Source organism: Nonomuraea sp. NPDC049400, assembly GCF_044466425.1.
Classification (GTDB): Bacteria; Actinomycetota; Actinomycetes; order Streptosporangiales; family Streptosporangiaceae; genus Nonomuraea.
Genome location: NZ_JBITMP010000034.1, coordinates 43,303 through 68,578 on the forward strand (window position 1 = coordinate 43,303; position 25,276 = coordinate 68,578).

Here is a 25,276-nt window from a genome sequence, read left to right on the forward strand (position 1 = left end):
TCTGCCCATGGTAATGGGAGTCACAGGTCACGGGTTCGCCGGTTCGGCGAAACAGCAGGTCACGCCCCTTACTGAAAATCCGCTGAACGCCCGTCCCATCGAGCCCTGCGCATGTCCACCCGCTCGCCCCGCAACGGGGTGCCCTCCTCGCGCCAGTGGTCCAGGCAGCGTTGCAGGTGGTCAGGGGCCGCGCCGGCGCCGTCGGCGTGCACGACGCGCCACCACGGCACGCCGCCGCCCCACGTGGACATCACCTTGCCGACCTGCCGGGGGCCGCCCTCGCCGAGGTATTCGGCGATGTCGCCGTACGCCATGACCTTGCCGGGCGGGATGCGCTCGACGAGGTCGAGCACCCGCTCGGCGAAGGGGTTCAGGGGCTCCATGCCGCAGGACCCGCGTCGATGATCTCGTCGAACTTGCCGATCTCCATCGCGCTGCCGCCCGTCAGGACCTCGATGACGCCGTCGCGCAGCGCGTAGACCTCTCCGTCCTCGCCCACGAGCCGGGCGCCGAGCGCGGCCGACAGCCGCAGGAGTTGTGCGACGTGCCAGTCGGAGCCGGGCTCCCCGATCAGCTGGCCCTGCCAGCGGGCCACCGCGTGCGTGCCGCCCCTGTGTGCGGCCACGATCTCGTCAGATCCGCGCAGCTCGAAACCGGCCGGTGCGATGGCCTTCGCGAGCTCCGCGAAGGCGAGTGGCGACTCGCGCACCACCCGCAGCTCGTATCCCATGACGGGGGACCATAGCGGAACTTTACTCATCGCGCGGATCGTAAAGGCTCACTCCTTGCGCTGATTGAGCACGATGATCGCGCCGCAGAACATGACCAGCGCGGCCAGCACCCCTCCCCCGTACAACCACAGCCGCAGCGGGTCGGGGCCCGGCCGCGTCGGCACGGGCGAGTCCTCGCCCTGCCCGAAGTGCTCCTTGCCCGGCACGACACTGCGTTGCTCGCCGGTCAGCCGCTCGGCGGCGTTGAGCGCGGCGGCCGCGTCGACCACCCCGTAGCCGGTCTGGTCGTCGTATCCCGCGGCGGGCCGGCCCCGCGCGCTCGAGGCCAGCGCCTGGGCGACCTGCTCGGGCCGCAGGTCGGGATAGCGCGACTTGATGAGCGCGGCCACGCCCGCCACGAGCGCGGCGGCCGAGCTGGTGCCCTCCGACAGTTCGTAGCCGCTCTTGCGCTTGACCACGGGCACGCCCACACCGGGGGCGGCCACCAGCACGGAGAGGTTGTCGCTGCTGAACGTGGCCCGCTTGCCCTGCTTGTCGGTGGCCGCCACGCCGATGACCCCCGGGTAGCCGGCCGGGAAGCTCCAGTAGGAGGTGCCGTTCTGCTTGGCGTAGTTGGTCAGGCCGTCGTTGCCCACGGCGGCGACCAGGACGACGCCCTTGCCGAGCGCGTACGAGACGGCCTCGCGCTCGGACCTGAGCGGGCCGTAGGAGCCGATGGACATGCTGACGACCTTGGCTCCGTGGTTGGCCGCGTACCGCAGCGCCCGGGCGAGCGGGCTCTCCGAGACCTGCTCGTCGTCCTGCGCCGGCGGGACGCCCACCCCGGAATCGTCGTCCGTGACCATGGGCAGCGACAGGATGTTCGCCTTGGGCGCGACGCCGATCAGCCCGTCGTCCTCGCCCGAGCCCGCGATCAGCCCTGCCATGGCGGTGCCGTGCCTGCCGGGCGGCATCTGGCGGGTCACCGCGCCCGCGCTCATGTCGGGGCCCGCGCTCACGCGGCCCTTCAGCTCCTTGACCTGGCCGTCCACGCTGCTGTCGATGACGGCGACCGTGACGCCCTCGCCCTTGGTGACGGTCCACGCCTGCTCGACGTTGAGCGCGTCGAGCACCCACTGCTGCTGCTCCCTCACGGGCTCGGCGGCAGGCCCTGCCAGCACGAGCAGCGCGGCGGTGAGCGCGCGCACGCCGGCTAGCACACGTTCCCCTGGGTGCAGGGCGGCACCTTGGGCGGGTCCGCGAGGAAGTAGGCGATCTGGTTTCCGACGGACTTGGCGGCCGGCCACAGCTCGCTGTGCAGGATCTCCTCGGGCGGGATCGCGGCCCTGGTCCGCCCGTCGGCGTAGCCCGCCGTCGAGAACACGATGTACGGCCCCGCGCTCACCCAGCCGGTGCGCTGGCGCTGGTCGGGGCCGAAGCGTTCGGTGATCGTGCCGGGGAAGGCGACGGGCAGCACGCCCACGCGGTCGTCCTGGGTGAGCTCCTCGGCGGCCGAGACCCTGGACTCCTCGTCCTTCAGCACGGCCACCCCGACCGTGATCACGAACGAGGCCGTCTGGTCGATGTACGTCGCCCGCAGCATCGTGAGGCAACCGTGGCTCTGCAGCACCCCGGCGACGGAGGCGTCCACGCCCTTGCCGCACTCGGTCTCGGGGGCGATGCCGACGCGCCTGGCGTACTGCTGGGCCCGGTCGAGCCCGAGGTACTTCACCTCTTCAGGGAAGACCCCCGTCGCCGGCCACGCCTGCCAGCGCCTGGCGATCTCCTCCTGCTGGTACTGGCTCCGCTCGGCGGGCGTGAGCGGGCGCGACCGCGTCTCGGCGAACAGGCCGATCGTGCCGAGCAGCACGACCACCGACGACACGACCACGATGACGCTGAGCAGCGTCACGAACATGCGCCTGTACCGGATGCCCTGCTGGAGCGTGTCCAGCTCCGCGCGCTGCTTGACGGCCGCGCGCGTACGGGAGTTCGCCGCCGGCCAAGCACGAACGCGGGACCGCCGGCCGGTGGTGGCGCCGAGCGGGTTCCTCTGTCCCGGCGTGCCTTCTCCCCCGGCGCGCGGTAGCCCTGACGTCGACCTACGAGCCCTCACCACCGCCTCATCCTCTTTAATGGCCTCCGTGTGTCTATTTCGTCCCCCTTAGTGGGCGGATCATGCGCCTTGCGAGCTGTGTGCCCGGCGGACGCGCCTGACCAGGATGAATATGACACTCAGGGACGCGAGCGCGCCGACAGCCGCGGTGGCGGCGATGGCCGCGTGGACCGCAACGCGCTTCTCGTCCCTGGCGATGACCTTGATGGGGCCCGCCCGGCCGCCGGCCAGCGGCTTGTCGGGGTCCTGCGCCTGGGAGCCTGCGGCGGCCTCGGCGTATCCGGCCAGCTTGCCGGCCTCGGACAGAGCCTTGGCCGCGTTCACGACGCCGAAGCCGGTGGCGATGTCGTACCCTCCCGGCGGCCGGTCGGTGGCGCCGGCGGTGAGAGCGCGGGCGACCAGCGGCGGCGACATATCCGGATATTTCGCCTTAATGAGGGCGGCGACTCCGGAGACCAGCGCGGTCGCCTGCGAGGTGCCCCGCCCGACCCAGTACTCGTCGCCGGGGCCCGCGCCCATGATGTCCACGCCCGGGGCTGCCACCAGCACGGAGGAGTTCCAGTTGGAGAACGTGGCCCGGCGCAGCCGCCGGTCCGTCGCCCCCACCGAGACGACCCCGGGGAACGCGGCCGGATAGGAGTAGGGGGCGTAGTCCACGTCGATCTTCCGGTCGCCGTCGTTGCCCGCGGCGGCCACGAGCACGACGCCCTTGGAGATGGCGTAGCGGATGGCCGCCCGCTCCTCCCTGGTCGCCAGCTCTTTGGAGATCGACATGTTGATCACGTCTGCCCCTTCGTCCACGGCGTAGCGAATGCCCCGGGCCACCACGTTCTCGAAACGCTCCGCCGAGTTGAACTCCTGGAAACCCGGCTCCTCGTCCTCGAGGATGACCCTTACTGACAGTACGTCCGCTTCGGGCGCTACGCCGATGATCCCCAGTTTTCCTCCGGGTCCGTGCCCGTGCCCGGCGATCAGAGAGGCCATGTACGTGCCGTGCAGGCGGAGCGGGGCGACCCCCGGCGGGTTCGCGCCTGCGGTGAAGTCCTTGCCCACCCGCACCGAGTGCACCAGGTCGCGATGGCGCGGATCGACACCGGAGTCGAGCACCGCCACCGTCACCCCGCGGCCCTTGCTGGTGCGCCACGCCTGGGTCAGCTCCAGCGTCTTGATGACCGGCTGCTGACCGCCGCGCACGTCGTCGGCCCACGCGGGCGCAGCCGTGAGCAGCAACATCCCGGCCGCCGCGACCGCCGCACCCCTCCTCAGCACGATCCGCGTACTGCCCGGGCTCAGCACTGCCACTCCTTGGCCGTGCATTCGGGCATCTTCGGCGTGCTCAGGTCGGTCAGCACGTGCTCGGCGACCTCGGTGGCGAAGGCGAAGATGGCGGGCCGCTGCTCGTCCGCCGCGCCCGCGGGCCGCCCGTCCACCTGACCCGCCGTGGTCAGCACCAGGTACGGCCCTGCCTGCCGTACCGAACCTGCCTGCCGCACGCCAGGGGTGAAGCGGTCGGCCACCGTGCCGCTGAAGGGCAGCGGATACAGGCCCGGCACGGGTTTGCCACTGTCGGAGAAGGCGGTCCTGGCGCGTACGGCGCCCGGCTCGTCGCGCATGGCCACCACGCCGATCGTGACGAGCACGCCGCGCAGCGCGTCGACATAGGTGGCCCGGAGCACGCCCCTGCAGCCGGCCTTGCGCAGTGCCTTGACCGCCTTGGCGTCGACGGGGTCGCAGGAGGTCTGAGGCGAGATGCCGATCCTGCTGGCACGTTCCTGCCCGCCCTGCTCGGCGGAGTACGGCAATGTGGCGGGAAAGATACGGCCGCTGGGCCAGGTGCGCCAGCGCTCGGCGACCTCACGCCTGGCCGCCGCCTGCAGCTCCGCCGTGGTGGGACCGCGGGTGAGCTCCGTGCCGGCCGCGCTCCCCGCCACCCCGGCGGCCACCGCGCAGACCAGCGTCAGCGCGGAGGCCACCACGAGTGTGGGCCACGGGCGAGCGGAGTTCACCCCATCGACCTTAATAGGGGCGTCCGGGGAACTTCCCCAGAAACCCGTTAGTAGGTGGGCAGGCTCGGGTTTACCGTCTTGATCCAGCTCAGGACGCCACCACCCACATGGACGGCGTCGGAGAACCCGGCGTTCTTGACCACGGCGAGGGCCTCGGCCGAGCGCGCGCCGGACTTGCAGTGGAGCACGATGCGCTTGTCCTGCGGCAGCTTCTCCAGGGCCGAGCCGTTGAGGAACTCACCCTTGGGGATCAGCGTGGCGCCGGGGATGGAGACGATCTCGTACTCGTTCGGCTCGCGGACGTCGACAAGGAAGATGTTGTCGCCGCGGTCCTGCATCTCCTTGAGCTCCAGCGCGGTGATGGTGGAGCCGCTGGCGGCCTCGGCGGCCTCGTCGGAGATCGCGCCGCAGAACGCCTCGTAGTCGTCGAGCAGTTGCGTGACCGTCGGGTTCTTGCCGCACAGGACGCACTCGGGGTCCTTGCGGACCTTGACGTCGCGGTACTTCATCTCCAGGGCGTCGTAGATCATCAGCCGGCCGACCAGCGGGTCGCCGATGCCGGTGAGCAGCTTGATGGCCTCGTTGACCTGGATGGAGCCGATCGACGCGCACAGCACGCCGAGCACGCCGCCCTCGGCGCACGAGGGCACCATGCCGGGAGGCGGGGGCTCCGGGTAGAGGCAGCGGTAGCAGGGCCCGTGCTCGGCCCAGAACACGCTGGCCTGGCCGTCGAAGCGGTAGATCGAGCCCCAGACGTACGGCTTGCCGAGCAGCACCGCGGCGTCGTTCACCATGTAGCGCGTGGCGAAGTTGTCGGTGCCGTCGACGATGAGGTCGTAGCCGGAGAAGATCTCCATGACGTTTTCCGTGGTCAGCGCCGTGTTGTGGATGACGACGTCGACCAGCGGGTTGATCTCGCGGACTGACGCCGCGGCGCTCTCGGCCTTGAGCCTGCCCACGTCGGACTGGCCGTGGATGATCTGGCGTTGCAGGTTGGACTCATCGACCACGTCGAAGTCGATGATGCCGAGGGTGCCGACGCCCGCCGCCGCGAGGTACATCAGCGCGGGCGAGCCCAGGCCCCCGGCGCCCACACACAGCACCTTGGCGTTCTTCAGCCGCTTCTGCCCCGCCATGCCCACGTCGGGGATGATCAGGTGGCGCGAGTAGCGGCGCACTTCGTCGACGGTCAGCTCTGCGGCCGGCTCGACCAGCGGTGGCAACGACACTTTCTACGCTCCCGTTCCAGGGGGTCCTATCTCACCTTGAAACCTAGCTGGCGAGTGGGGCATTCCCCAATCGAGTCTCACGGATCAGACTGCGTGCTTCCGCCGCCACGACCTGCGGCATCTCCATCATCGCCACGTGGCCGGCCGTCGGCAGCAGCACGAGCCGGACCTGCGGGAACGTACGGTATGCCTTCGCGGCCATGGCGGGCCGGACGAGGCGGTCGTGTCTGCCGTGCACGATCAGGGTCGGGGCCTTGACCTTGGCCGCCTGGCGCCACAGGTTTGCCTCGCCGCGGCGGAAGTACTCGGCCACGATGCCCCTGGCCGAGCCGATCATGGCCTCGCCGGCGTGCGGGATCTCGTCGCGCCTGCGGAGTTCGTCGATCGCGTCGCGCAGGCGTACGGGATGGACGCTGCCGGTGTTGGCCCAGACCATGGCCATGGAGGCGTTGATGCGCTGCTCGGCGGGGACCAGGGAGAGCCGGCTCGCCACCCAGTCGCCCAGCACGGGGATCGCGGCGGCGGCGATGCGGACGGGGCCGTACCTGGGGAGCAGGTCGGGCAGGGCCGGGGAGACCAGGGTGAGCGAGCGGACCAGGTCGGGGCGGGTGGCGGCGACCCTGACGGCGATCGCGCCGCCCAGCGAGTTGCCGAACAAGTGAGCCGGACCGGTGTGCTCCATCAGCTCGGTCACGGCTCTGGCGTGGCCGGCGACGGTGTAGTCGCCGTCGGACGGGGCGGGCGAGAACCCCGCTCCAGGGAGGTCGATGGCGTGGCCGGTGACCGTGTCTTTGAGCTCGTCCATGAGATCGGTCCAGTTGGTGGCCGAACCGGCCAGACCGTGCACGAAGACGGCCTGCTCACCGGGGCCCGTGCCCGTCGATCGGACGTGCACCGAGCCGATCATGCGTCCCGGCCAGTGCGGGATCGGCTCCGCCATCATGTGTCCTCCTTGTCGTTCCGCGAAGGCCTCTTCTCGTTCCTTCAACGATAACCATCGGGTCTGGGTGAGGTACGGAATCCGTACAGAGCGGGCCTCATGACCACCTTTCGGACATACAGCACCCGATCATGGGGCAGGCCATGGACGGCAGCCGCTCACCGGACCCCTTCCGGCTCGGCGTCCGCTCCAATCAATGCGGACATATCGGCCTATTTAGTTTCATAAATGTCTAATGGATCTCATGCCAGACTAAGAGTGCGGTAAAAGCTGTAGCCCCCCGTTTGTGGCAGTCAAGGCCGGAGAACATGACAACCAAGCGGTACTCGGCGTGACAGCACGGGCACTCACCGTTTACGGCGGGCGAGTCGAGAAGGCGGGCATTGCAGGGCGCCGCGAAAGCGGAAGACATCCACAGGGAAGGCACAACGCCGACCCCAGACAATGATGGCCGCCGTGGCGCAATAACGCATCTCGCCGGTGACACCGGTGCGCGTCAGCATGCCTGCCCTCACCACTACGGCGAAATGCGAACGCCACCACCACCGGCGTGAGCGAGCGAGCCTGCGCCATGGCAACACATATGTTCGCGGTTTTTCCGCGCCTGGGAGCGACATCGCAAACGAGGACATCACCGTTCGCGACGCCGGCACGGCCACCAGGAAAGCCCGGCCGGCGCGACGGTCGATGTCATCTACGTTTCCATAGCGGAACAATCGGACATATCGAGCCATTTCATTGGATAGATGTCTAATGCGAGCAATAAGAGTGTTAATGCATAGCAAAATAGGGTGATTCCTGTTTGCCCGGCCACCACCCCGGAAATGACTTTCGGCGGATGACTCTTCAGCAGCCGTCCAGGAACCTGTTTTCAGGCATCCAAAACGTCGAGAACGGGGCAACTGATCCTTTAGGGGGAAAACGAAATGCCCAACCTCAAGAGTGTTATGGCGGGCCTCGCCATCAGTACGCTGCTGACCGGCGGCGTGGTCGGCCTCGGCGCCACTGCCGCCGACGCGTTCGCCGGCAGGACCATCCTCAGCGGCGACGACGACGACGAGCACGTCTTCTTCAACGACGATGATGACGACGACGACGACGACAACTTCGCCGAGTTCCTGCCCTTCTTCTTCAACCAGAACAACGGCTTCAACAACAACGGTCACTTCGGCGACCGTCGCTGCGGCCGGGGCGGAGGGGGCTGGAAGACCAACCGTCGTCACGTCTGCGTCACCGTCTTCAACGACAACCAGAACTTCAACTTCGACCACAAGAAGGACAAGAGGCGCGAGTTCGAGAAGGACCACCGCGAATTCGAGCACAAGAACAAGTACAACAAGGACTGACGCACCGTGCGCTGACAGCGCAGGGATGAGTGCCCGTCTTCACGGGTGGCCACGGTTCACGTGAAGTGGATTCGGTCGGTGAGTGACGGGCTCTCGGGAGCGATCCGCGTTTTCCTTCGCGGTTCGGCCCGAGATTCGCTCTCCTCGTCTCACGACAATTCCTGGTGAGGGCTCCATCGGTATCCGCCGGGGGAGCCCTCACTTCGCCTCGTTCCATTTCTCGCCGTTCTTTGATCAGGGAAACGACGGCCATCGACGTCGCAATTTTCCCTGAACCATAGAAACGCCTACTGCCGGGCAAGAGTGAATAATTCCGGTTTGCTGGCCATTCGGCCGGAAACATAGAGGAATGGATGGTTTTTGCTCAGCGGCCATTCAGAGTCATTTCCCGGCACCTCGGCTCTGCCGTTTTCGGGAAGTGTCGAAAACGGGGCAATCGATCCTTTAGGGGGAAAACGCAATGCCCAAGCTCAAAAGTCTTATGGCGGGCCTCGCCATCGGTACAGCGATGACCGGCGGCGTGATCGCCGCGGGTGCGACGACGACCGCGGCCAACGCCGGCACCGCCCAGGTCAGCACCGGCGCGCCTGTCCTCATCGGAGGACACGGTTGCGGCTGGCGGCACTGCTGGGGCTGGGGCGGCTGGTGGCGCAAGCACCACCGTAAGGACCGCATCGACATCCAGATCTTCAACAGGAACCACAACTTCAACTACAAGAACGATCGCAAGAAGCACCGCGACTACGAGAATGATCACGAAGAGTACGAGTTCAAGCACGACGGCTACAAGGGCGGCGACGGCGGCGACGGCGGCGACGGCGGCTGGGGCGGCTGGGGCCGCGGCGGTGACGAGATCGAAGCCGAAGGCGGCGACGGCGGCAACGGCGGCAACGGCGGCAACGCCAACGGTGGCAACGGCGGCGCCGGCGGCGCCGGTGGCGTCACAGGTGGTGCCGGCGGCGCCGGCGGCGACGGCGGCACCGGTGGTGGCGGCGGTGGCGGCGGCAACGGTGGCGACGGCGAGGTTGAGGACTGACCTCTGAGAGCTGTCTCAGCCTGAGCCGTGGCGCGCTTCCCCGCACCACTCTGGAGTCCGCCAACGCGATGAACTCCGCTCACACAGACGAGTGCCCGTATTCGCACGGATCGACATCCACGGCGAATACGGGCACTCGCCTTGTTCGCGCCTCCACCACAGCGACCGTGCCGCCCCCGCCGTCAGGTACCGCGCACTGCACGGCGCACCGCAGGCCGCAGGGCGGACCCCACCGCAGGCGCATAGCCACCGCAGGGCGCATGGCCACCGCAGGCATCGCCACCGTAAGGCGCACCGCCCATCCCGCAGCGCTCATTGCACAGCGCCCACCGCCGGCGGTGTACACGAGCCTGGACGGCCCCGTCTGTGAGCACGTGGTGATCCCGGCTACCCGGACCCGCCCGACGGACGCCTCGCCTCCGTGAAAGCACCCTGTCTCTTCCGGCGTGGTGGCTTGGGGGCTCTGCCAACGTGACGGACCGCGATGGCGGGCGCCGTGAACCTGCGCTGTTCACCACTGCCGACCGGGCAGGCACATCAACGCGATCGACCGCCGCCGGCCAGGAGCCGGATCGGCGACATCGACCAGAGGGCCAGGCGACACCGTGTCCGAACCGCCCGTAAGCCCTCGACGTCGTCGGAGTCACAGGCCGGTGAGCCCGAGGGCGATCGAGGCGAAGGGCAAAAAGGGGAGTGCCCGTATTCGCAATGGATGTCGATCCTTGCGAATACGGGCACCTATTTGTGTGACCGGAGTTCATCGCCTTCGCGGACTCCTGAGTGGCGCAGGGAAATGCGCCACCGGCTCAGACCGAGACGTCAGCTGTCGTCGTCGTCGCCGAAGAACCGGTCGCGGAACTCGCGGAACCGGTAGTCCCGCTCGTCCCGGTGGTCCCGGTTCGCATTGAAGTTCTGGTTGTTGTTGTGGATGAGGATCCGGATCGTCTGGGGACGGTGGTGGCGCCGCCAGCCGCGACCCCAGCCCCATCCGCAGCGACGCCAGCGGTGGCAGCGGGCGACCTTGGTGAGGACGGACGTCCCGGCGCTGATCTGAGTGGCGGTGCTGGCGTTGGCCGCGGTCGTCGTGGCGCCCACGGCGACCACGCCGCCGGTCAGCGCCGTGCTGATGGCGAGGCCGGCCATAACATTCTTGAACGTTTTGGGCATTGCGGTTCCCCCCTAAAGGATCGATTGCCCCGTTCTCAGAGCTTCCCAAATCCAGTACGACCGGAATATCGGGAAACGCCCCCGGATGCCCCGCTAGGCGAATCATCCGTACCCTGCATATTTCCGGCCGAATGGCCAGCAAACCGACATTGTCTACTCTTGCCCGACACCAGGCATTTACATGGCTCAGCAGTAACACGTCGCGGCATATAACCGTCGCCTCTCGCCCGGTCCGGGCGGGCCTCCGGCGAACGGCACACGGCATCGGGCACAAATAGAAAGGCGCCTGAACAGGCAGCACCCGCCTCGCCGGACACGGCACAGTGAGGGCTCCCTGGCCGATGCCAGTGGAGCCCTCACCAGGAATTGCCGTGGAGACCAGAAGCAGGCACTCATCCCTGCGCTGTCAGCACACGGTCAGTCAAAGCACGTCAGTCGTCGTCATCGCCGTGGTGCTTGAACCACTTCTCGATGTCGTACTCCTTGTTGTAGTGGCGGTCCTTGTCGTAGTTGAAGTTCTGGTTGTTGTTGTGGACGAAGACGTTGGTCCGGTTGTTGTGACGACGGCCCCAGCCCCAACCGCCACACCGCCAGCCGCAGCCGTTCCCGATGAGGACGGGCGCGCCGGAGGTGGCCTGGGTGGTGCCGGCGCTGGCCGGGGTCGTCGCACCCATGGCGAGCAGGCCGCCGGACAGACCCGTACTGATGGCGAGGCCCGCCATAACACTCTTGAGCTTGGGCATTGCGTTTTCCCCCTAAAGGATTTGTTGCCCCGTTCTGGACGTCCTCCGATTGCTCGGAAAACGTCTTGGACGCCTGCTGAAGAGTCATCCGCTGAATGTCATTACCGAGGACGTAGAGGCCAAAACGGGAATCGCCCTATTTTGCCGTACAATAGCTATGGTATTGCTCGCATTAAAGATTTATCTCATGACATGTTATGAATTATCCCGATATGTCCAATTTGGCCGATCGCCGGGCGGCAACGAGCACGGGCACACCGGGGATGGCACAGCGAGAATCGGCGAGACAGCGCGGCGTTGAGCACTTGCCGCAGGGCGCGCATGCGTGTCCCACTCATGACGGGCGAGCGATCGGTAGGGCTGTCGGGGCAGCCGTGGGCGGAAAAGCATCGCCCAGGACGCCTCGATCAGGCCCGCAGAGGGCCGCAGGCAGCCTCAGGCGGACTTGCGGGCCTTGCGCTTCGCGGGGGCCTTCTCTTCGTCCTTGGACTTGCCCGCCGCTTTCTTCGCCTTGGCGGGCGCGCCGGCTTCGCGCTCCCGCTTCGCGGCCTCCACGCTGGCCCGCAGCGCGGCCATGAGGTCCACCGCAGGGCGGGCCTCCTCTTCCTCCCTGGGAGGAAGAACCTCCTTGCCCGCCACCTTCGCCTCGATCACCTGCTGCAACGCCTCGCGATAAGCGTCGTGGTACTCGCTCGCGTCGAAGTCAGACTCCATCGTGGTGATCAAGGACTCGGCCATCTTGAGCTCCTGGGGCCGTACCTCGATGTCCTCCTCGAGGAAGGAGAAGTCCGGCCTGCGGATCTCGTCGGGCCAGAGCATGGTCTCCAGGACGAAGACGCCGTCCCGTACTCGCAGCGTGGCCAGGGACTCGCGCTGGCGCAGGGCCACCTTGACCACCGCCACCTGGCCCGAGCTCTCCAGCGCGTTGCGCAGCAGCACGTACGGCTTCGCCCCCTGCGCGTCCGGCTCCAGGTAGTACGACTTGGCGAAGTAGATCGGGTCTATCTGTTCGGCGGGGGCGAACTGGAGGACGTCGATCCTGCGTGACGTGCTGAGCGGCAGGCCCTCGAAGTCCTCATCCGTGAGCACGACCATCTCGCCGGACGCCAGCTCGTACCCCTTCGCGATGTCGGAGTACGGCACCTCCTCGCCGTCCACCGTGCACACGCGCTTGTAGCGGATCCGGCCGCCGTCCTCGCGGTGCACCTGGTGGAACGCCACGTCCTTCTGCTCGGTCGCCGAGTAGAGCTTGACGGGGATCGTGACCAGCCCGAAGGAGATCGCACCTTTCCAGATGCTGCGCATGGTCACTCCTCAGCTCGCATGGGTTTGCCATTGGGCACATACCCGTCATGGGGCAACCAATGCCATACCCGGTCGAACCGATGCTGGCCGTACCTGGGGAACTACCCTCCGACCGCGAGCAGTACGGGCTGGAGGTCAAGTGGGACGGCATCCGCGCCATCGTTCATCTTGATGGCGGGCTGAGGGTGACGGGTAGACATGGGGTGGAGTACACGCGGCGGTATCCGGAAATTTCGGGATTCGGGATTAAGAACGCGATCATCGACGGCGAGGTCGTCGCGCTCGACCGGCGCGGCAGGCCCAGCTTCGAGCGGTTGCAGCACAGGATGCACCTGACCGATCCCGAGCCGATCATGCTGGAGCTGTACCCCGTCACGTACATGCCGTTCGACCTGCTCTATCTCGACGGCACGCGGCTGTTCGACCTGCCCTACCGGGACCGTCGGGCACTGCTCGACGAACTGGACGTCGGCGCTCCCCCGTACTTCCCCGGCGACTCCGACCTGCTCACGGCCACGTACGAGCAGGGGCTCGAGGGCGTGGTCGCCAAGCGGCTGGACTCGCCCTACCGGCCGGGTACGCGCTCCCCCTGGTGGATCAAGGTGAAGAACCTGATCACCAGGGAGGTCGTGGTCGGCGGCTGGAAACCGGGGAAGGGGCGGCGGGCGGGCGGCGTCGGGTCGCTCGTGATGGGGGTGTTCACCGACCAGGGGTTCACGTACGTGGGGCACGTGGGCACCGGGTTCACCGACGCCGTGCTCGACGATCTCTACCAGCGGATGCGGCCGCTGGAGATCCCGCGCAGCCCGTTCTGCAACGAGGTTCCGTGGCGGAACCGGTGGGTTAGGCCGGAGCTGGTCGGGGAGGTGGCCTACACGATGTGGACCGACGAACAGCGGCTGCGGCACCCCGTGTGGCGCGGGCTGCGGCCCGACAAGCTCCCCGCGGAGGTGACGCTATGAAGGTTCCGGTCAAGGTCGACGGGCGCGAGCTGACATTGAGCAACCTGGACAAGGTCCTCTACCCGGAGTACGGCTTCACCAAGGCCGAGGTCATCGACTACTACAGCCGCGTCGCCCCCGTGCTCCTCCCCCACATCCAGGGCAGGCCCCTCACCGTCAAGCGCTACCCGAACGGCGTCGCCGGCCAGTCCTTCTTCGAGAAGAACGCCCCCGACCACACCCCCTCCTGGGTGCGGCGGGCCACCCTGCCCGCCCCCGGCAGCACCAAGAACCGCGAGACCATCGACTTCGCCGTCGTCGACGACCTGCCCACGCTCGTCTACTACGCCAACCTCGCCGCGCTCGAGCTGCACGTACCCCAGTGGCGCGTCGGCGAGGACGGGGAGGCGCTGCCGCCCGACACGCTCGTGTTCGACCTCGACCCAGGCGCGCCGGCGACGATCGTCGAGTGCTGCGAGGTGGCGCTCATGCTGCGCGAGGTGCTGAAGAGCGAGGGGCTCACCGCCAGGCCGAAGACCAGCGGAAGCAAGGGCATGCAGCTGTACGCCGACTGGGACTGCCGCGAGGAGCCCTCCGCGTACGCCAGGAGGCTGGCCCGGCTTCTGGAGAAAGAGCACCCCAAGCAGGTGGTCAGCGTGATGACGAAGAAGGCCAGACCTGGCAAGGTGTTCATCGACTGGAGCCAGAACAACCCGGCCAAGACCACCGTGGCGCCTTACTCCCTGCGGGCCAGGGAGCAGCCGACCGTCTCGACCCCGCTGCTGTGGAAGGAGGTCGAGGGCTGCGAACGGCCCGAGGAGCTGGTGTTCACGGCGCCGGACGTACTCGCCAGAGTGGAGAAGCGCGGCGACCTTTTCAGCCGGGCGTAGGCTGGTTCCGTCCGCACCTTAAGGGGGACCAGAAGATGTCGGAGATGGACATACGCGGGGACGAGCTCTCCTACGACGTGGAAGAGGAGGCGGAGCTGTCGATCGAGACGCCCGAGGCCGATGCCGCCGACCAGCATCACGAGATACGCGAGAGCGCCGGCAGGCTCCGCTTCGAGCTGCCGCTCGACGTCGATCCCGCCGACGCGGCCGATCAGCACCGCGTCGTGGACCTCGACGACGACGAATATCGCTGACTACGGCTCCGCGACGACTCGGCAGACTCGGCTGACTCGGCATCTGGGCGACCGAGCCCGCCTCACGGAGTGAGGCCGATACGACTGGCCTACTCGCACGTAGGATGTCCGCACAGCCCGCTGAGAGACCTATGGAGATCCGTGTGACCGCAACCCCGGATGCGAAGCCCCGGGGCACCCGCCTGCCCCGACTGGCGCGCCGCCGGCAGCTGCTGAGCGCCGCGCAGGAAGTGTTCGTGGAGAACGGCTATCACGCGGCCGCCATGGACGAGATCGCCGACCGCGCAGGGGTCAGCAAGCCGGTGCTCTACCAGCACTTCCCCGGCAAGCTGGAGCTCTACCTGGCACTGCTCGACCTCCACGTCGACGACATGGTCAACCGGTGCCGGGATGCGCTGGCCTCCACCAACGAGAACAAACTGCGCGTGCAGGCCACGTTCAGCGCGTTCTTCGACTTCGTCTCCACGCAGGGCGAGGCGTTCCGGCTCGTGTTCGAGTCCGACCTGCGCAACGTCGCCCCGGTGCGGCAGCGCGTGGAGCGCTCGTTGCAGGAGTGCGCGGAGATGGTCAGCGCGGTCATCCAGGAGGACACCGGGTGCACCAGCGACGAGGCGCACCTGCTCGGCATAGGCCTGGTCGGCATGGCCGAGGTGAGCGCCCGCTACTGGGTGACCACGCACGGCTCGATCCCGAAGGACGCGGCCGAGCAGCTCATGGCGCGGCTGGCCTGGCGCGGCATCAGCGGTTTTCCGCGTACGGCATAACCCGTTCGCTGGCCGCGATCATTCGCGCCGTTCGCGGGTACGAGCCGCCACGATGGGAGTGAGCCAGCCCATCGACTAAGGAGCCACGATGGAAGTCAAGATCGGCGTACGCTCCGTACACCGCGAACTCATTGTCGAGACCGATCTCACCCCTGAGCAGGTCGAAGAGGAGCTCAGAAGCGCGTTGTCGGTCGAGCGTGGCGTGTTCGCCCTGACCGACGTCAAGGGCAGGCGGGTCGTGGTGCCGGTGTCGTCGCTCGGTTTCGTGGAGATCGGCGAGGACGATGCCAGGCCCGTCGGGTTCGGCGGCACCCTCTAAGGCTCCTGACCTGGGGGTACGGCTCACCCGCCGTACCCCTCCCCCGGGCGCCCTGCCTTGTCGGCGTACTGCGCCGCGCCCGTGGTGCGGCGGGCAACGTCGCCGGGGCGTGCGCTCTCCCGGAGGCCGCCGCCCTCGTTCGTGGGGACCGCGCCTGCTGCGCCCGCCGTGGTGCGCGCGATGCATCGCGGCCACGCCCGTGTGCCCACGCTGCATCGCCACCACAGCTGTGTGTGCGTGATGCATCGCGACCACGGCTGTGTGCCGCTATCGGCGGGCGGTGGGTCCGGTCAGCGGGGAGTTCCGAGGAGGCAGGCGCGGGGTGGGCGAGGGCGGATGGTGACGCGGTGCCCAGGCTCCGCGGTCGGGCAGCGCGCGCTCTCCCTCCACAGCGCAGGGCGCGAGGTCCAGCGGTTCGGCGCACATCTCGTCGTCAAGGAACTGCCGTAGCGGCGCGAGGCCCTCATGTCTGGCACGGTACAACCGTTCCGCGCCCTCGCGCCGCTCGATAGACAGACCCGTGACTTCCGCAGCCGCGGCCGCTCAGATGCCCAGGGTGGCCATGCGCTTGTTGTGCGCCTCCGTCAGTGTCGCGAAAAGTCGGGAAATATCGGCAGCACCCTCCGCCGAGACCAGCAGCAACGCCAGCTCGGGCCGCGCCGAGGCCACCTGCTGCCCCTGGCTGAGCGCCTCGCCGACGAGCCGCCGGGCCCACAGCGCCAGCCGCCCGGCCTCCGTGGGCGCGGCCTCGATCCCGGCTCTGACCCGCTCGACCGCGAACTGCGAGCGCCCCTCGTCCACCAGCACCTCGTCCACCAGCTCGGCGATCGAGGGATCGAGATGCCTGGCCGCCTCGCGGTAGAAGTCGAGCGCGATGCCGTCCCCCACGTACGTCTTGATCAGCGCCTGCAACCAGTCGGCCGGCTTGGTCTGCGCGTGCCAGGCGTCCAGCGCGCCGACGAACGGCGCCATGGCCTCGTCGGGATCGGCCCCGAGCTCGGCCAGCCGGTCGCGCAGCAGACGGAAATGGGCGTACTCGGTCACGGCCAGCTCGCTCAGCGCCGCGCGGTCGGCCAGCGTGGGCGCCAGCGTGGCGGCGTCCTCCGTCATCCGCGCGTACGCGCTGAGCTCCGCATAGGCGAGCACACCGAGAAGGTCGACGACTCCTGGAGACTCCTTCATGACAGGCAGCGTACTTCGCGAAATCTGCGGGAACATACGCAAGCTCGGTCTGCGTTGTGGTATCGAGTACACTGCTCTGTGAAAGTGCGACCGCACTGTGTAAATTCGAGGGTTTCCCCCGAATACCCCCACTTCTGGGTGCGCGGTCGCTGATGACGCGAGAGGGCTGGCTCTACCGCGAGGACCCACGCAACGGGGGCTGTTTCACGCCCGTCGGTCCCGGCAGGCCCGCCTTCATTTGAGAACTGAGGCAGGCCACGCTGACGACTTTCCGAGACCTCGGAGTCACACCAGAGATCGCCGATGCCCTCGAGACCGAGGGCATCGTCACACCGTTCCCCATCCAAGAGATGGCCCTCCCGCTCGCCCTGACCGGCCAGGACCTGATCGGCCAGGCACGCACGGGCACGGGCAAGACCTACGCGTTCGGCATCGCCATGCTGCAGAGCATCGGCAAGCCGCGCAAAAACCGCAAGAAGCCCCGCGGCCTCGTCGTCGTGCCGACCCGCGAGCTGGCTGTGCAGGTCAGTGAGGACCTCGTCACCGCCGCAGGCAAGCTCGGCTCCCGGGTCCTGACCGTGTACGGCGGGCGCGCGTACGAGCCGCAGATCGAGGCGCTAAAGGCCGGCGTCGACGTCATCGTCGGCACCCCCGGGCGTCTGCTCGACCTGGTCAAGCAGAAGCACCTCGACCTGAGCCAGGTCACGACCCTCGTGCTCGACGAGGCCGACCGCATGCTCGACCTGGGCTTCCTTCCCGACATCGAGCGGATCTTCAAGCTGATCCCCGCGCAGCGGCAGACGATGCTGTTCTCGGCGACCATGCCGGGCGAGATCGTCGCGTTGTCGCGCAAATACCTCAACCGTCCGACGCACGTGCGAGCCGAGCACGAAAGCGGCGAGGGCGAGACCACGCCGCAGGTTCGCCAGATCGTGTGGCGCGCGCACCGGATGGACAAGATCGAGATCGTCGCGCGGCTGCTGCAGGCCGAGGGCCGCGGGCTCACCATGGTCTTCTGCGAGACCAAGCGGGCCTGCGACATGGTCGCCGAGCAGCTCGACACCCGTGGCTTCGCGGTCGCGGCCGTGCACGGCGACCTCGGCCAGGGCCAGCGCGAGCAGGCACTGCGCGCGTTCCGCAACGGCAAGATCGACGTGCTGGTGGCCACCGACGTGGCGGCCCGCGGCATCGACATCGACGACGTCACCCACGTGGTCAACTACGACTGCCCCACGGACGACAAGACGTACGTGCACCGCATCGGCCGCACCGGCCGGGCCGGGCGCACGGGCATCTCGGTCACGTTCGTGGAGTGGGAGGAGCTGACCCGCTGGAAGATGATCAACCAGATGCTCGGGCTCGACTTCGCCGAGCCCGAGGAGACCTACTCCACCTCGCCCCACGTCTACTCCGAGCTGAACATCCCCGAGGGCACCAAGGGCGTCCTGCCCCACGCGAACCGCTCGCGTGCCGGGCTGTCCGCGGAGCGCATCGAGGATCTCGGAGAGACCGGCAGGACTCGCGGTCGTGGCGGCCGTCGCCGCGACGAGCGCGAGGAGCGCGAGGAGCGCCCTGCCCGTACGCCACGCCAGCGCCGCCGCACCCGTGGCGGCAAGGAGCTGGCGGAGACCGCAGCCGTCGAGACTCCGGAGGTCGAGCTCGTGGATGCCAAGGCGGAGGAGACTCCCGCGATCTTCTCAGCGGACGAGATCAAGGCGGCCGCCGGGCCGAAGCGGACGCGTACGCGGAGGGGGGCGGCTTCGTCTGCGATCGAGCAGGCGCTCGCCGAGGCCCCCGAGGCACCGGTCAAGGCCACGAGGTCGCGCCGGCGCGCCGACGCAGCTCCCGAGGCTGACGCGCCGGTGGTTGCCGAGGAGGCGCCGGTGAAGAGCACCCGCTCTCGCCGCACCGCCACCAAGCCCGCCGCCGCCATCGTCGAGTCCGAGACCGTCGCGAAGCCGGCGGCCGTCGCGGAGCCCACGACCGTCGCGAAGCCAGCGGCCGTCGCGGAGCCCGCGACTGTTGCGGAGCCGGAGCCGTCCTTCCTCGCGACCCCGCCACCGCCGGTGCGCAAGGAGCCGGAGCGGATCATCCCGCCGAGCCCGTTCGCGGTGATCTTCCAGTCACCCGACCTGGCCACGGACGACGACGACATCGCCCCGTCCGCCGCCACCGAGCGCAAGCAGCAGCGCCGCCAGTCCAGGGGCGGGGGCGGCGGCAACCGCCGCCGCGCGGGCTGAGCACCGTCTGAGAAGGGCGCGCACCCAGGCCGGGTGCGCGCCCTTTCGCCCAGGTGGACCCCTCCACGGTGTCGAGCCGCTGACCTCTGGGTATTGTTGCCCCACGTGAGTACGCCGCGATTCCTCGATCTGCCTCCTGGCGTCGCACCACAGAAGATCGAAACGCCGCAGGGCACGTTCGCGGCCCTGGACGCGCGACCGGTCAGTGGTGTGGTTGAGCGCTGGCCCGCGCTGCTGGTCCCCGGTCTGACGGGCAGCAAGGAGGACTTCATCGCGATCCTGATGACCCTGGCTCAGTCGGGGCGCAGGGTGGTGGCCGTCGACCTGCGCGGCCAGTACGAGACGCCGGGCCCCGACGACCCGGCCGCCTACACCTGTCCGTCGCTCGGCGCCGACGTCGACGCGCTCGCCCAGGTCATCGGCGGCGGAGACCCCGTTCACCTGGTGGGCCACTCGTTCGGCGGGCTGGTGGCCAGGGAGGCGGTGATCGACGGGCGCACGCATTTCGCGTCGTTCACGCTGATGGGCTCGGGTCCGGCGGCCATCGAGGGCAGGCGGGCGATCAACGGCATGAAGCTCATGGAAGAGGTGCACGCGTTCGGCCTGGAGCACGTGTGGCACCACAGGCTCGAGCCCGAGGCGCTGGCCGGCGACGTGTCCGACGAGATCCTGGTGTTCCTGCGCAAGCGCCTGCTCACCAACTCGCCAATCGGGCTGGCGTGCATGGCGCAGCAGGTGCTGTCCATGCATGACCGTACCGACGAGCTGCGCCAGATCGAGGTGCCGACGCTCGTGCTGTACGGCGAGCATGACGACGGGTGGCCGCCCGAGATGCAGTCGGAGATGGCGGCCAGGCTCGGGGCCGAGTGCGTGGTCGTGCCCGGCGCCGTGCACTCCCCGAACGTCGAGGCGCCGGAGACGACGGCGGCGGCGCTCGTGCGATTCTGGAACGCAGCCGAGAAGCACTATTTGGACATAAGGTCTAATGTCATGTAATTATCCACTTACTATGGCGAACATCGAAGACCTCGTCGTCCAGCCGCCGCAGAGCGTGACGTGGCTGGTGCATCTCGACCGTTCGATGTGGGTGGGCGGCGTACGCGGTCTCATGCTGCAGGCGCTGCACCCGCTGGCCATGCGCGGCGTCTGGCAGAACTCCAACTTCCAGGAGGACCCGTTCGGCCGGCTGCGCCGCACGGCCGACTTCGTCGGGCGGGTGACGTTCGGCAGCCCGGCGGAGGCGGACGAGATCGGCCGGCGGGTGCGCGGCATCCACAAGGCGCTGCGCATCCATGATCCCGACACCGGCAGGACGCACCGGGTGGACGACCCCGAGCTGCTGCTGTGGGTGCACTGCGCGGAGGTGTCGTCGTACCTGGAGGTGGCCAGGCTCGGCGGGCTCGGCCTCACCGAGCGCCAGGCCGACCGCTACCTGTACGAGCAGCGCAAGAGCGCCACGTACGTCGGCCTGCACCTCGAGGACGTGCCCGGCTCCTGCGCGGAGATGGACGCCTACTTCAAGCAGGCACGCCCCAGCCTGCGCGTGACGGAGGAGGCGGCCTCGACCGTGCGGTTCCTGATGTGGCCGAGGCTGCCGCACGAGCTGAGGCTGCTGTCCCCCGGCAAGCCCGCCTACTTCCCGTTCGGCGCGCTGTGCTACTACACGCTGCCGGAGTGGGCCAGGCGGATGTACGGGGCGCTGCCGGAGGTTCCTCGCGCGACCGTCACGGCCGCGCTGAAGGCGTTCAGGCTGGGCCTGAACTCGTTGCCGGAGCCGATGCACGACCGGGCGTTCATGCCGGCCACGAGAGAGATGCTGCGGGCGTCCAGGGAGCGACTCGGCGCGGCGGGTTACGACGTGAGCAAGGGTCTCAAGGGCCTGACCGATCCCCGTCGCTGGCCGACGGCACTGGCCGCCTGACCGGCAGGAGCGTCCCGGCCACCAGCACGACAGCTGACACGCCCGTCATCGTCCATCCGCTGCCGCTCATGCCCCTGCCGTCGAACAGCACACCGAGCAGGGAGGACGCGGTCGCGGCGCCGACGTACCTGGACGACTGGAAGAAGCCCACCGCGACCCCCGTCTCGCGCCGGTCGGCGTGTACGAAGACCAGCGAGTTGAGCCCGAACTGGCTGAGCGCCGACGCCACCCCGAGCAGCGCCGCCGCCACCAGCACCAGCCAGACGGGCCCCACGCCGAGCAGCAGGCAGGAGCCGCCGAGCAGCAGCGTCGCACTGGCCACCAGCACCGTCCGCAACCCTGCCCGGGCGGCCAGCGCCACCGCGACCGGCGTCATGACGATCGCCAGCCCGGCCATGGGCAGCACGAGCAGCCCCGCGATGTGCGCGGGCACTCCCGCCGAGCGCTGCGCCCACAGCGGCACCACGAAGAACGCCGAGTAGAAGACCACGTTGACCAGGGCGAACTGGCCGCAGGTCGCCAGCAGCTGGGGCCTCAGGCGGGGCAGCAGGGCCCGGCTCCGGCCGTCCACGCGTACCTTGGGCAGCCAGCGCAGGGCCGCGACCAGCGCGACCGCCGCGAGCGGGACGTTGACCAGGAAGATCGCCCGCCAGCCCCACAACGAGACCAGAAATCCGCCGAGCACCGGACCGGCGGCGGCGCTGGCGGTGAGCACCATGGAGATGGTCGCGATCAGCCGGGGCGGCGGCCTGCCGTCCTCGCCCGGCATCGCCGCCTGCACGATCGCCATCCCGGCGGGCATCGTCGCGCAACTCCCGAACGCCTGCAGCAGCCTGACCACGACCAGCGCCGGGAAGGAAGGGGCCAGCGCGGCCAGCACGCCCGTGACGGCCATCGTCACCAGCCCGGCACAGAACACCAGCCTGGGCCCCAGCCGGTCCGCCAGCGTGCCCATCACGGGCGGGACCATGATGCCGGTCAGGTAGAACCCGGCGGCCAGCCAGGTCACGGCCGCGATGCCGACGTGGAACTCGGCCTCGATGTGGGCCAGGGCCACGGCGATCATGGAGGAGTTCAGCGGGTTGAACAACGATCCCAGCGCCACCGCCGCCGGCAACCGCCCCACGTGAGCCACTTTGCGGTCATAACCATTGTTTCGGCGTGGAAACTAGCCCGCTGCGCAACCTGCCGGATCGACCTACCCCCGGGTTGCGCGATTTATGTGGATCACCCTAGCGTGCGGGGATCATGGATGGCGTGAAGAGTAGGAAGTATCCCGACATATGGCGATCTTCCATGAGGGTCCTCGCTGTCCTTCGGAGCCGCGCGCCGAGGCCCGCCGGTGGGGCGGGCCGGGCGGTGCGTCACTCGGCGAGGGCGTCCCAGGGGCGTCGGTCGGGGGCGGCGGCCTGGCCCTCGGGGCAGTGGCGGCGGAAGTCGCACCAGGAGCAGATCGGCCCGGGACTGGGCGCGAACAGCTCGTCGATCTCGTCCGGCACCGGTGTCGGCCCGACGAACTGCCGCTCCCCTGGCGCGGAGGTCCCCGGCCCTGAGCGCGAGGCCCCCGGCGCGGAGGTCCCCGGCCCTGGGCGCGAGGCCCCCGGCGCGGCCGCTCCCCGCCCCGAGCGCGAGGTGGTGGCGCCCTTGGCGGGTGGCTTGACGAGGGTGCGGTAGCGTTCGTCGGCCTCCGACGCCTCGGTCGCGAGTTCCTCTGCGCGCCCCAGGTGGCGGGCGAGCGACTCCTCGGTGTGCCGCCACTCCACGATCTCGCCGGTGGGCAGGTGGTGGAGCTCGACCGAACGGCAGGGCGTGCGCATCATCGTGGAGGCGGCGACCGCGTACACGGCCAGGGCGAGCGACGAGCGGGCGTCGTCCTGGGTGAGCGGGCGGCGGCCGGTCTTGTAGTCGACCACGACCAGCTCGTCCCCGCGCCGGTCCAGGCGGTCGATGCGGCCGGACAAGGCGATGACCTTGGTACGGGTGGCGACCGTGCGCTCGACGCCCACAGGGTCGTCACTCGGGTCTAATGTCGCGACATATCCGGACACGAGGTCGCGGGCGCGGCCCAGCCAGTGCCCCGACTGCTCGGCGTCCCTGAACCCCTCCGTGATCCATCCGTTCGTGAGCAGGATGGCGGCCGTCAGCGGCGTCCTGCGCTCGTACGGCTCCCGCCACCACCCCGCAAGTGCGTTGTGCACGCTCGCCCCGACGCTGTTGTGCGCCCAGGCGGGCCCCTTGGACGGCTGTGGCCGGTCCAGGTAGCTGAACCGGTAGCGGCGCCGGCAGTCGAGCCAGGCGTTCAACCGCGACGGCGTGCACGAATAGAGCCGCCGCGGCATCCCGTCCAGCGGAAGCTGCATGTTCATGGCCTCCACTCCGTGGAGGCGGCTCGGTCGCCGGGGAGCCGCCGCCTTCCTTCGTCACTCCGGTCGCTCCGCTGCCCGCGCTCCCTGCTCATTGCCTCACTCCGTGAGCCGGGCTCGGTCGCTGGGGAGCCGTTGCCTTCCCTCGTCGCTCTGGTCGCTCCGCTCCCGCCGCTCCTCAGTCCAGGCAACGGCGCTCCCTCGCAGTGTTCATGGCCTCCACTCCGTGGAGGCGGCTCGGTCGCTGGGGAGCCGTTGCCTTCCCTCGTCGCTCTGGTCGCTCCGCTCCCGCCGCTCCTCAGTCCAGGCAACGGCGCTCCCTCGCAGTCCAGGCAACGGCGCTCCCTCGCACCCTAGTCGTCGCTCGGGTCGAGCTTGATCCCGGAGAGCTTGGTGCCGTCGGTGAGCGGGCCCTCCTCGCCGGAGTCGCCACGGGTCAGCGAGCCCGACACCCAGTCGTCGAAGTGCGGCTCCAGGTCGCCGATCGTGACCTCGTCGCCGTGGACGGCCAGCACCCGCGTGTCGCCGGGCAGCGTGAACAGCCGCCCGCCGATCGAGGTCAGCTGGTCGGCCAGGGCGGGATAGTCGCCGCCCAGCTTCCCGGGGCCGTCGGCCTGGAGGGCCTTGCCGGTGAAGACGGCAGAGAGCGCCTCGCAGTAGAGCGAGACGCCGCCGGGCGTGACGCCGGGCGTCTCCAGGACATCGAGCTGGACGTCGGCCACCTCGAAGATGCCGTCGTCCTCCATGTCGATGTCGGGCCAGGTCTCGCGCCAGGTCTCCCGCCACAGGGGCTTGTCCTTGGGGTGCAGGGCGACGATGGCCTCGTCTCTGCTGGCCACCTCGATGGCGGCCCCGACGTGGTCAGGCAGCCCCGCCGTGCAGATGACGGCGAGCACTTCCCGCTCGCCGACCTGCTCCAGGATCTTCTCAGCGTCACGCGCCGCGTCGATGACGATCACTTCGTCGTCGTCGCCGATGATCCAGGTGTTGTTCTCGACCTTGTGCTCGGTGCCGTCGATCTCGACGACGCCCTCGGTCACCACTCGCTCGATACGCGCTGTCACGTCTCCGAACTCTAGTCCGTCTGCCTCAGAGCGCGAATCGAGCTCAGTCCTCGAGTCTCGGGGAGAACGCGCCGAACGGCACATCCAGCTCGTGATCCCGCGCGTCGAGCAGCGAGAGCTCGGCGAGCGCGATCATGCATCCGGCGTCGGCCGGCCAGGCGATGGCCCACAGCCAGTTGCCCAGCGCCTCGCCCGCGTAGACGGCCCGGTCGTCGGCGGCGCCCACGCACCAGAGCGCGGTCGGATGCCCGAGCACGTCGATCTTGGCGTTCGGCGGTCCCGAGTCGAACCCCTCGCCCGGGTCAGGACCGTCGAGCCCCGCGAACGCCGCGCCGAGCCCGATGCCGGGCTCCTCCGCGATGACGAGCAGATCGGCGGGTCCCTCCATGAGCGACGGCCCTGCCAGTGCGACCACGCTGGCGCGGGCGCCGGTGCGCTGGTCGCCCACCTCGCCGAATCCGGTCACCAGCCAGCCGGCGGGCAACGGCCATGGCAGCCACACGGGCACCACGGCGCTCTTGCGTATGGCCTCCAGCGCCGTACTGGTCGGCGGCCAAGGAGGCTGATACGGCAGGACATCACCGTGCGTGTCACATCGAAACGCGCTCGACCACGCACTCGGCCCGTGAAGCGGGCCAAAACACCGTGGACAGGTAGGAGCCGCTCTCACAACTACCCACGGTGCTTTCTCCGGCACCGGCCCGTCAAGGGTGCTTCCCGTTGTCCCGTCGTAATCTTGG

The 25,276-nt window shown here is 68.9% G+C and carries 27 protein-coding genes; 10 read left to right on the forward strand and 17 right to left on the reverse strand.

Going from position 1 to position 25,276, the window contains the following annotated elements:
* Positions 1-68 precede the first annotated feature (68 nt).
* The 8 genes from ACIBVN_RS39565 to ACIBVN_RS39600 are packed head-to-tail and all read right to left on the reverse strand — an operon-like array spanning position 69 to position 7,004.
* The gene (locus ACIBVN_RS39565) at positions 69-383 is read right to left on the reverse strand and encodes an MGMT family protein (protein ID WP_397145422.1); all 315 of its coding nucleotides are present in this window, start codon (positions 381-383) and stop codon (positions 69-71) included.
* A complete protein-coding gene (locus tag ACIBVN_RS39570; RefSeq protein ID WP_397145423.1) occupies positions 371-760 on the reverse strand; it encodes a hypothetical protein in 390 nt (129 codons plus the stop codon). Before ACIBVN_RS39570 ends, ACIBVN_RS39565 begins: the two co-directional genes overlap by 13 nt.
* Before the next feature lie 18 nt (positions 761-778).
* Positions 779-1,918: a S8 family serine peptidase gene (locus ACIBVN_RS39575; protein WP_397145424.1), complete on the reverse strand. Its 1,140-nt coding sequence runs from the start codon at positions 1,916-1,918 to the stop codon at positions 779-781.
* Positions 1,919-1,923: 5 nt separating this feature from the next.
* Positions 1,924-2,829 carry a hypothetical protein gene (locus ACIBVN_RS39580; RefSeq protein WP_397145425.1) on the reverse strand — a complete coding sequence of 302 codons (906 nt, stop codon included), beginning with the start codon at positions 2,827-2,829 and terminating at the stop codon, positions 1,924-1,926.
* Between the two features lie 57 nt (positions 2,830-2,886).
* Positions 2,887-4,122, reverse strand: a complete 1,236-nt coding sequence (locus ACIBVN_RS39585; RefSeq protein WP_397145426.1) for a S8 family serine peptidase — start codon at positions 4,120-4,122, stop codon at positions 2,887-2,889.
* The gene (locus tag ACIBVN_RS39590) at positions 4,116-4,832 is read right to left on the reverse strand and encodes a hypothetical protein (protein ID WP_397145427.1); all 717 of its coding nucleotides are present in this window, start codon (positions 4,830-4,832) and stop codon (positions 4,116-4,118) included. The genes ACIBVN_RS39585 and ACIBVN_RS39590 overlap by 7 nt, the downstream gene beginning before the upstream one ends.
* A 47-nt stretch (positions 4,833-4,879) precedes the next feature.
* Complete coding sequence (gene moeZ / locus ACIBVN_RS39595) at positions 4,880-6,061, reverse strand: adenylyltransferase/sulfurtransferase MoeZ (protein WP_349448578.1); 1,182 nt, start codon at positions 6,059-6,061, stop codon at positions 4,880-4,882.
* A 43-nt stretch (positions 6,062-6,104) separates the two neighbouring features.
* On the reverse strand, positions 6,105-7,004 hold the full coding sequence (locus tag ACIBVN_RS39600) for an alpha/beta fold hydrolase (RefSeq protein WP_397145428.1): 900 nt from the start codon (positions 7,002-7,004) through the stop codon (positions 6,105-6,107).
* Between the two features lie 923 nt (positions 7,005-7,927).
* On the opposite strand from ACIBVN_RS39600, the gene ACIBVN_RS39605 reads away from it, so the two are divergent.
* Both ACIBVN_RS39605 and ACIBVN_RS39610 read left to right on the forward strand, forming a co-directional pair.
* The gene (locus tag ACIBVN_RS39605) at positions 7,928-8,347 is read left to right on the forward strand and encodes a hypothetical protein (RefSeq protein ID WP_397145429.1); all 420 of its coding nucleotides are present in this window, start codon (positions 7,928-7,930) and stop codon (positions 8,345-8,347) included.
* Positions 8,348-8,828: 481 nt separating this feature from the next.
* Positions 8,829-9,383, forward strand: coding sequence for a hypothetical protein (locus tag ACIBVN_RS39610; RefSeq protein ID WP_397145430.1), 555 nt, complete (start codon positions 8,829-8,831; stop codon positions 9,381-9,383).
* Positions 9,384-10,202: 819 nt separating this feature from the next.
* Here ACIBVN_RS39610 and ACIBVN_RS39615 read toward each other — a convergent pair.
* From ACIBVN_RS39615 to ACIBVN_RS39625, 3 genes are all read right to left on the reverse strand, one after another.
* Positions 10,203-10,550 carry a hypothetical protein gene (locus ACIBVN_RS39615; RefSeq protein WP_397145431.1) on the reverse strand — a complete coding sequence of 116 codons (348 nt, stop codon included), beginning with the start codon at positions 10,548-10,550 and terminating at the stop codon, positions 10,203-10,205.
* Between the two features lie 431 nt (positions 10,551-10,981).
* Positions 10,982-11,293, reverse strand: a complete 312-nt coding sequence (locus tag ACIBVN_RS39620; RefSeq protein ID WP_397145432.1) for a hypothetical protein — start codon at positions 11,291-11,293, stop codon at positions 10,982-10,984.
* Positions 11,294-11,728: 435 nt separating this feature from the next.
* Complete coding sequence (locus ACIBVN_RS39625) at positions 11,729-12,598, reverse strand: Ku protein (RefSeq protein WP_397145433.1); 870 nt, start codon at positions 12,596-12,598, stop codon at positions 11,729-11,731.
* 59 nt (positions 12,599-12,657) lie between these two features.
* Here ACIBVN_RS39625 and ligD (ACIBVN_RS39630) point away from each other — a divergent pair, with 59 nt between their 5' ends.
* The 5 genes from ligD (ACIBVN_RS39630) (at position 12,658) to ACIBVN_RS39650 (ending at position 15,766) form a co-directional block, all read left to right on the forward strand.
* On the forward strand, positions 12,658-13,560 hold the full coding sequence (gene ligD / locus ACIBVN_RS39630; RefSeq protein ID WP_397145434.1) for a non-homologous end-joining DNA ligase: 903 nt from the start codon (positions 12,658-12,660) through the stop codon (positions 13,558-13,560).
* The gene (ligD, locus tag ACIBVN_RS39635; protein WP_397145435.1) at positions 13,557-14,429 is read left to right on the forward strand and encodes a non-homologous end-joining DNA ligase; all 873 of its coding nucleotides are present in this window, start codon (positions 13,557-13,559) and stop codon (positions 14,427-14,429) included. The genes ligD (ACIBVN_RS39630) and ligD (ACIBVN_RS39635) overlap by 4 nt, the downstream gene beginning before the upstream one ends.
* A 44-nt stretch (positions 14,430-14,473) precedes the next feature.
* Positions 14,474-14,683, forward strand: a complete 210-nt coding sequence (locus ACIBVN_RS39640; RefSeq protein ID WP_349448569.1) for a hypothetical protein — start codon at positions 14,474-14,476, stop codon at positions 14,681-14,683.
* A 143-nt stretch (positions 14,684-14,826) separates the two neighbouring features.
* Complete coding sequence (locus ACIBVN_RS39645; protein ID WP_397145436.1) at positions 14,827-15,447, forward strand: TetR/AcrR family transcriptional regulator; 621 nt, start codon at positions 14,827-14,829, stop codon at positions 15,445-15,447.
* Positions 15,448-15,535: 88 nt separating this feature from the next.
* On the forward strand, positions 15,536-15,766 hold the full coding sequence (locus ACIBVN_RS39650; RefSeq protein WP_349448567.1) for a DUF3107 domain-containing protein: 231 nt from the start codon (positions 15,536-15,538) through the stop codon (positions 15,764-15,766).
* Positions 15,767-15,789: 23 nt separating this feature from the next.
* Here the strand turns inward: ACIBVN_RS39650 and ACIBVN_RS39655 are convergent, their stop codons facing one another.
* Both ACIBVN_RS39655 and ACIBVN_RS39660 read right to left on the reverse strand, forming a co-directional pair.
* On the reverse strand, positions 15,790-15,975 hold the full coding sequence (locus ACIBVN_RS39655; RefSeq protein ID WP_397145437.1) for a hypothetical protein: 186 nt from the start codon (positions 15,973-15,975) through the stop codon (positions 15,790-15,792).
* A 334-nt stretch (positions 15,976-16,309) separates the two neighbouring features.
* Positions 16,310-16,948, reverse strand: a complete 639-nt coding sequence (locus tag ACIBVN_RS39660; RefSeq protein WP_397145438.1) for a ferritin-like fold-containing protein — start codon at positions 16,946-16,948, stop codon at positions 16,310-16,312.
* Positions 16,949-17,298: 350 nt separating this feature from the next.
* Between ACIBVN_RS39660 and ACIBVN_RS39665 the strand changes: the two genes are divergently transcribed.
* The 3 genes from ACIBVN_RS39665 (at position 17,299) to ACIBVN_RS39675 (ending at position 21,109) form a co-directional block, all read left to right on the forward strand.
* On the forward strand, positions 17,299-19,188 hold the full coding sequence (locus ACIBVN_RS39665) for a DEAD/DEAH box helicase (protein WP_397145439.1): 1,890 nt from the start codon (positions 17,299-17,301) through the stop codon (positions 19,186-19,188).
* A gap of 105 nt (positions 19,189-19,293) precedes the next feature.
* Complete coding sequence (locus tag ACIBVN_RS39670) at positions 19,294-20,184, forward strand: alpha/beta fold hydrolase (protein ID WP_397145440.1); 891 nt, start codon at positions 19,294-19,296, stop codon at positions 20,182-20,184.
* 13 nt (positions 20,185-20,197) lie between these two features.
* A complete protein-coding gene (locus ACIBVN_RS39675; protein WP_397145441.1) occupies positions 20,198-21,109 on the forward strand; it encodes an oxygenase MpaB family protein in 912 nt (303 codons plus the stop codon).
* Here ACIBVN_RS39675 and ACIBVN_RS39680 read toward each other — a convergent pair.
* The 4 genes from ACIBVN_RS39680 to ACIBVN_RS39695 form a co-directional block, all read right to left on the reverse strand.
* Positions 21,060-22,235 (reverse strand): MFS transporter, encoded by a 1,176-nt coding sequence (locus ACIBVN_RS39680; protein WP_397145442.1) that lies wholly within the window; start codon positions 22,233-22,235, stop codon positions 21,060-21,062. The two genes, ACIBVN_RS39675 and ACIBVN_RS39680, sit on opposite strands and share 50 nt — an antisense overlap.
* A gap of 238 nt (positions 22,236-22,473) precedes the next feature.
* Entirely contained in the window at positions 22,474-23,475 is a 1,002-nt protein-coding gene (locus tag ACIBVN_RS39685) for a RecB family exonuclease (RefSeq protein WP_397145443.1), read from the reverse strand.
* Positions 23,476-23,825: 350 nt separating this feature from the next.
* Positions 23,826-24,536: an MBL fold metallo-hydrolase gene (locus tag ACIBVN_RS39690; protein ID WP_397145444.1), complete on the reverse strand. Its 711-nt coding sequence runs from the start codon at positions 24,534-24,536 to the stop codon at positions 23,826-23,828.
* Between the two features lie 43 nt (positions 24,537-24,579).
* Complete coding sequence (locus tag ACIBVN_RS39695; RefSeq protein WP_397145445.1) at positions 24,580-25,233, reverse strand: DUF6758 family protein; 654 nt, start codon at positions 25,231-25,233, stop codon at positions 24,580-24,582.
* Positions 25,234-25,276: the final 43 nt, after the last annotated feature.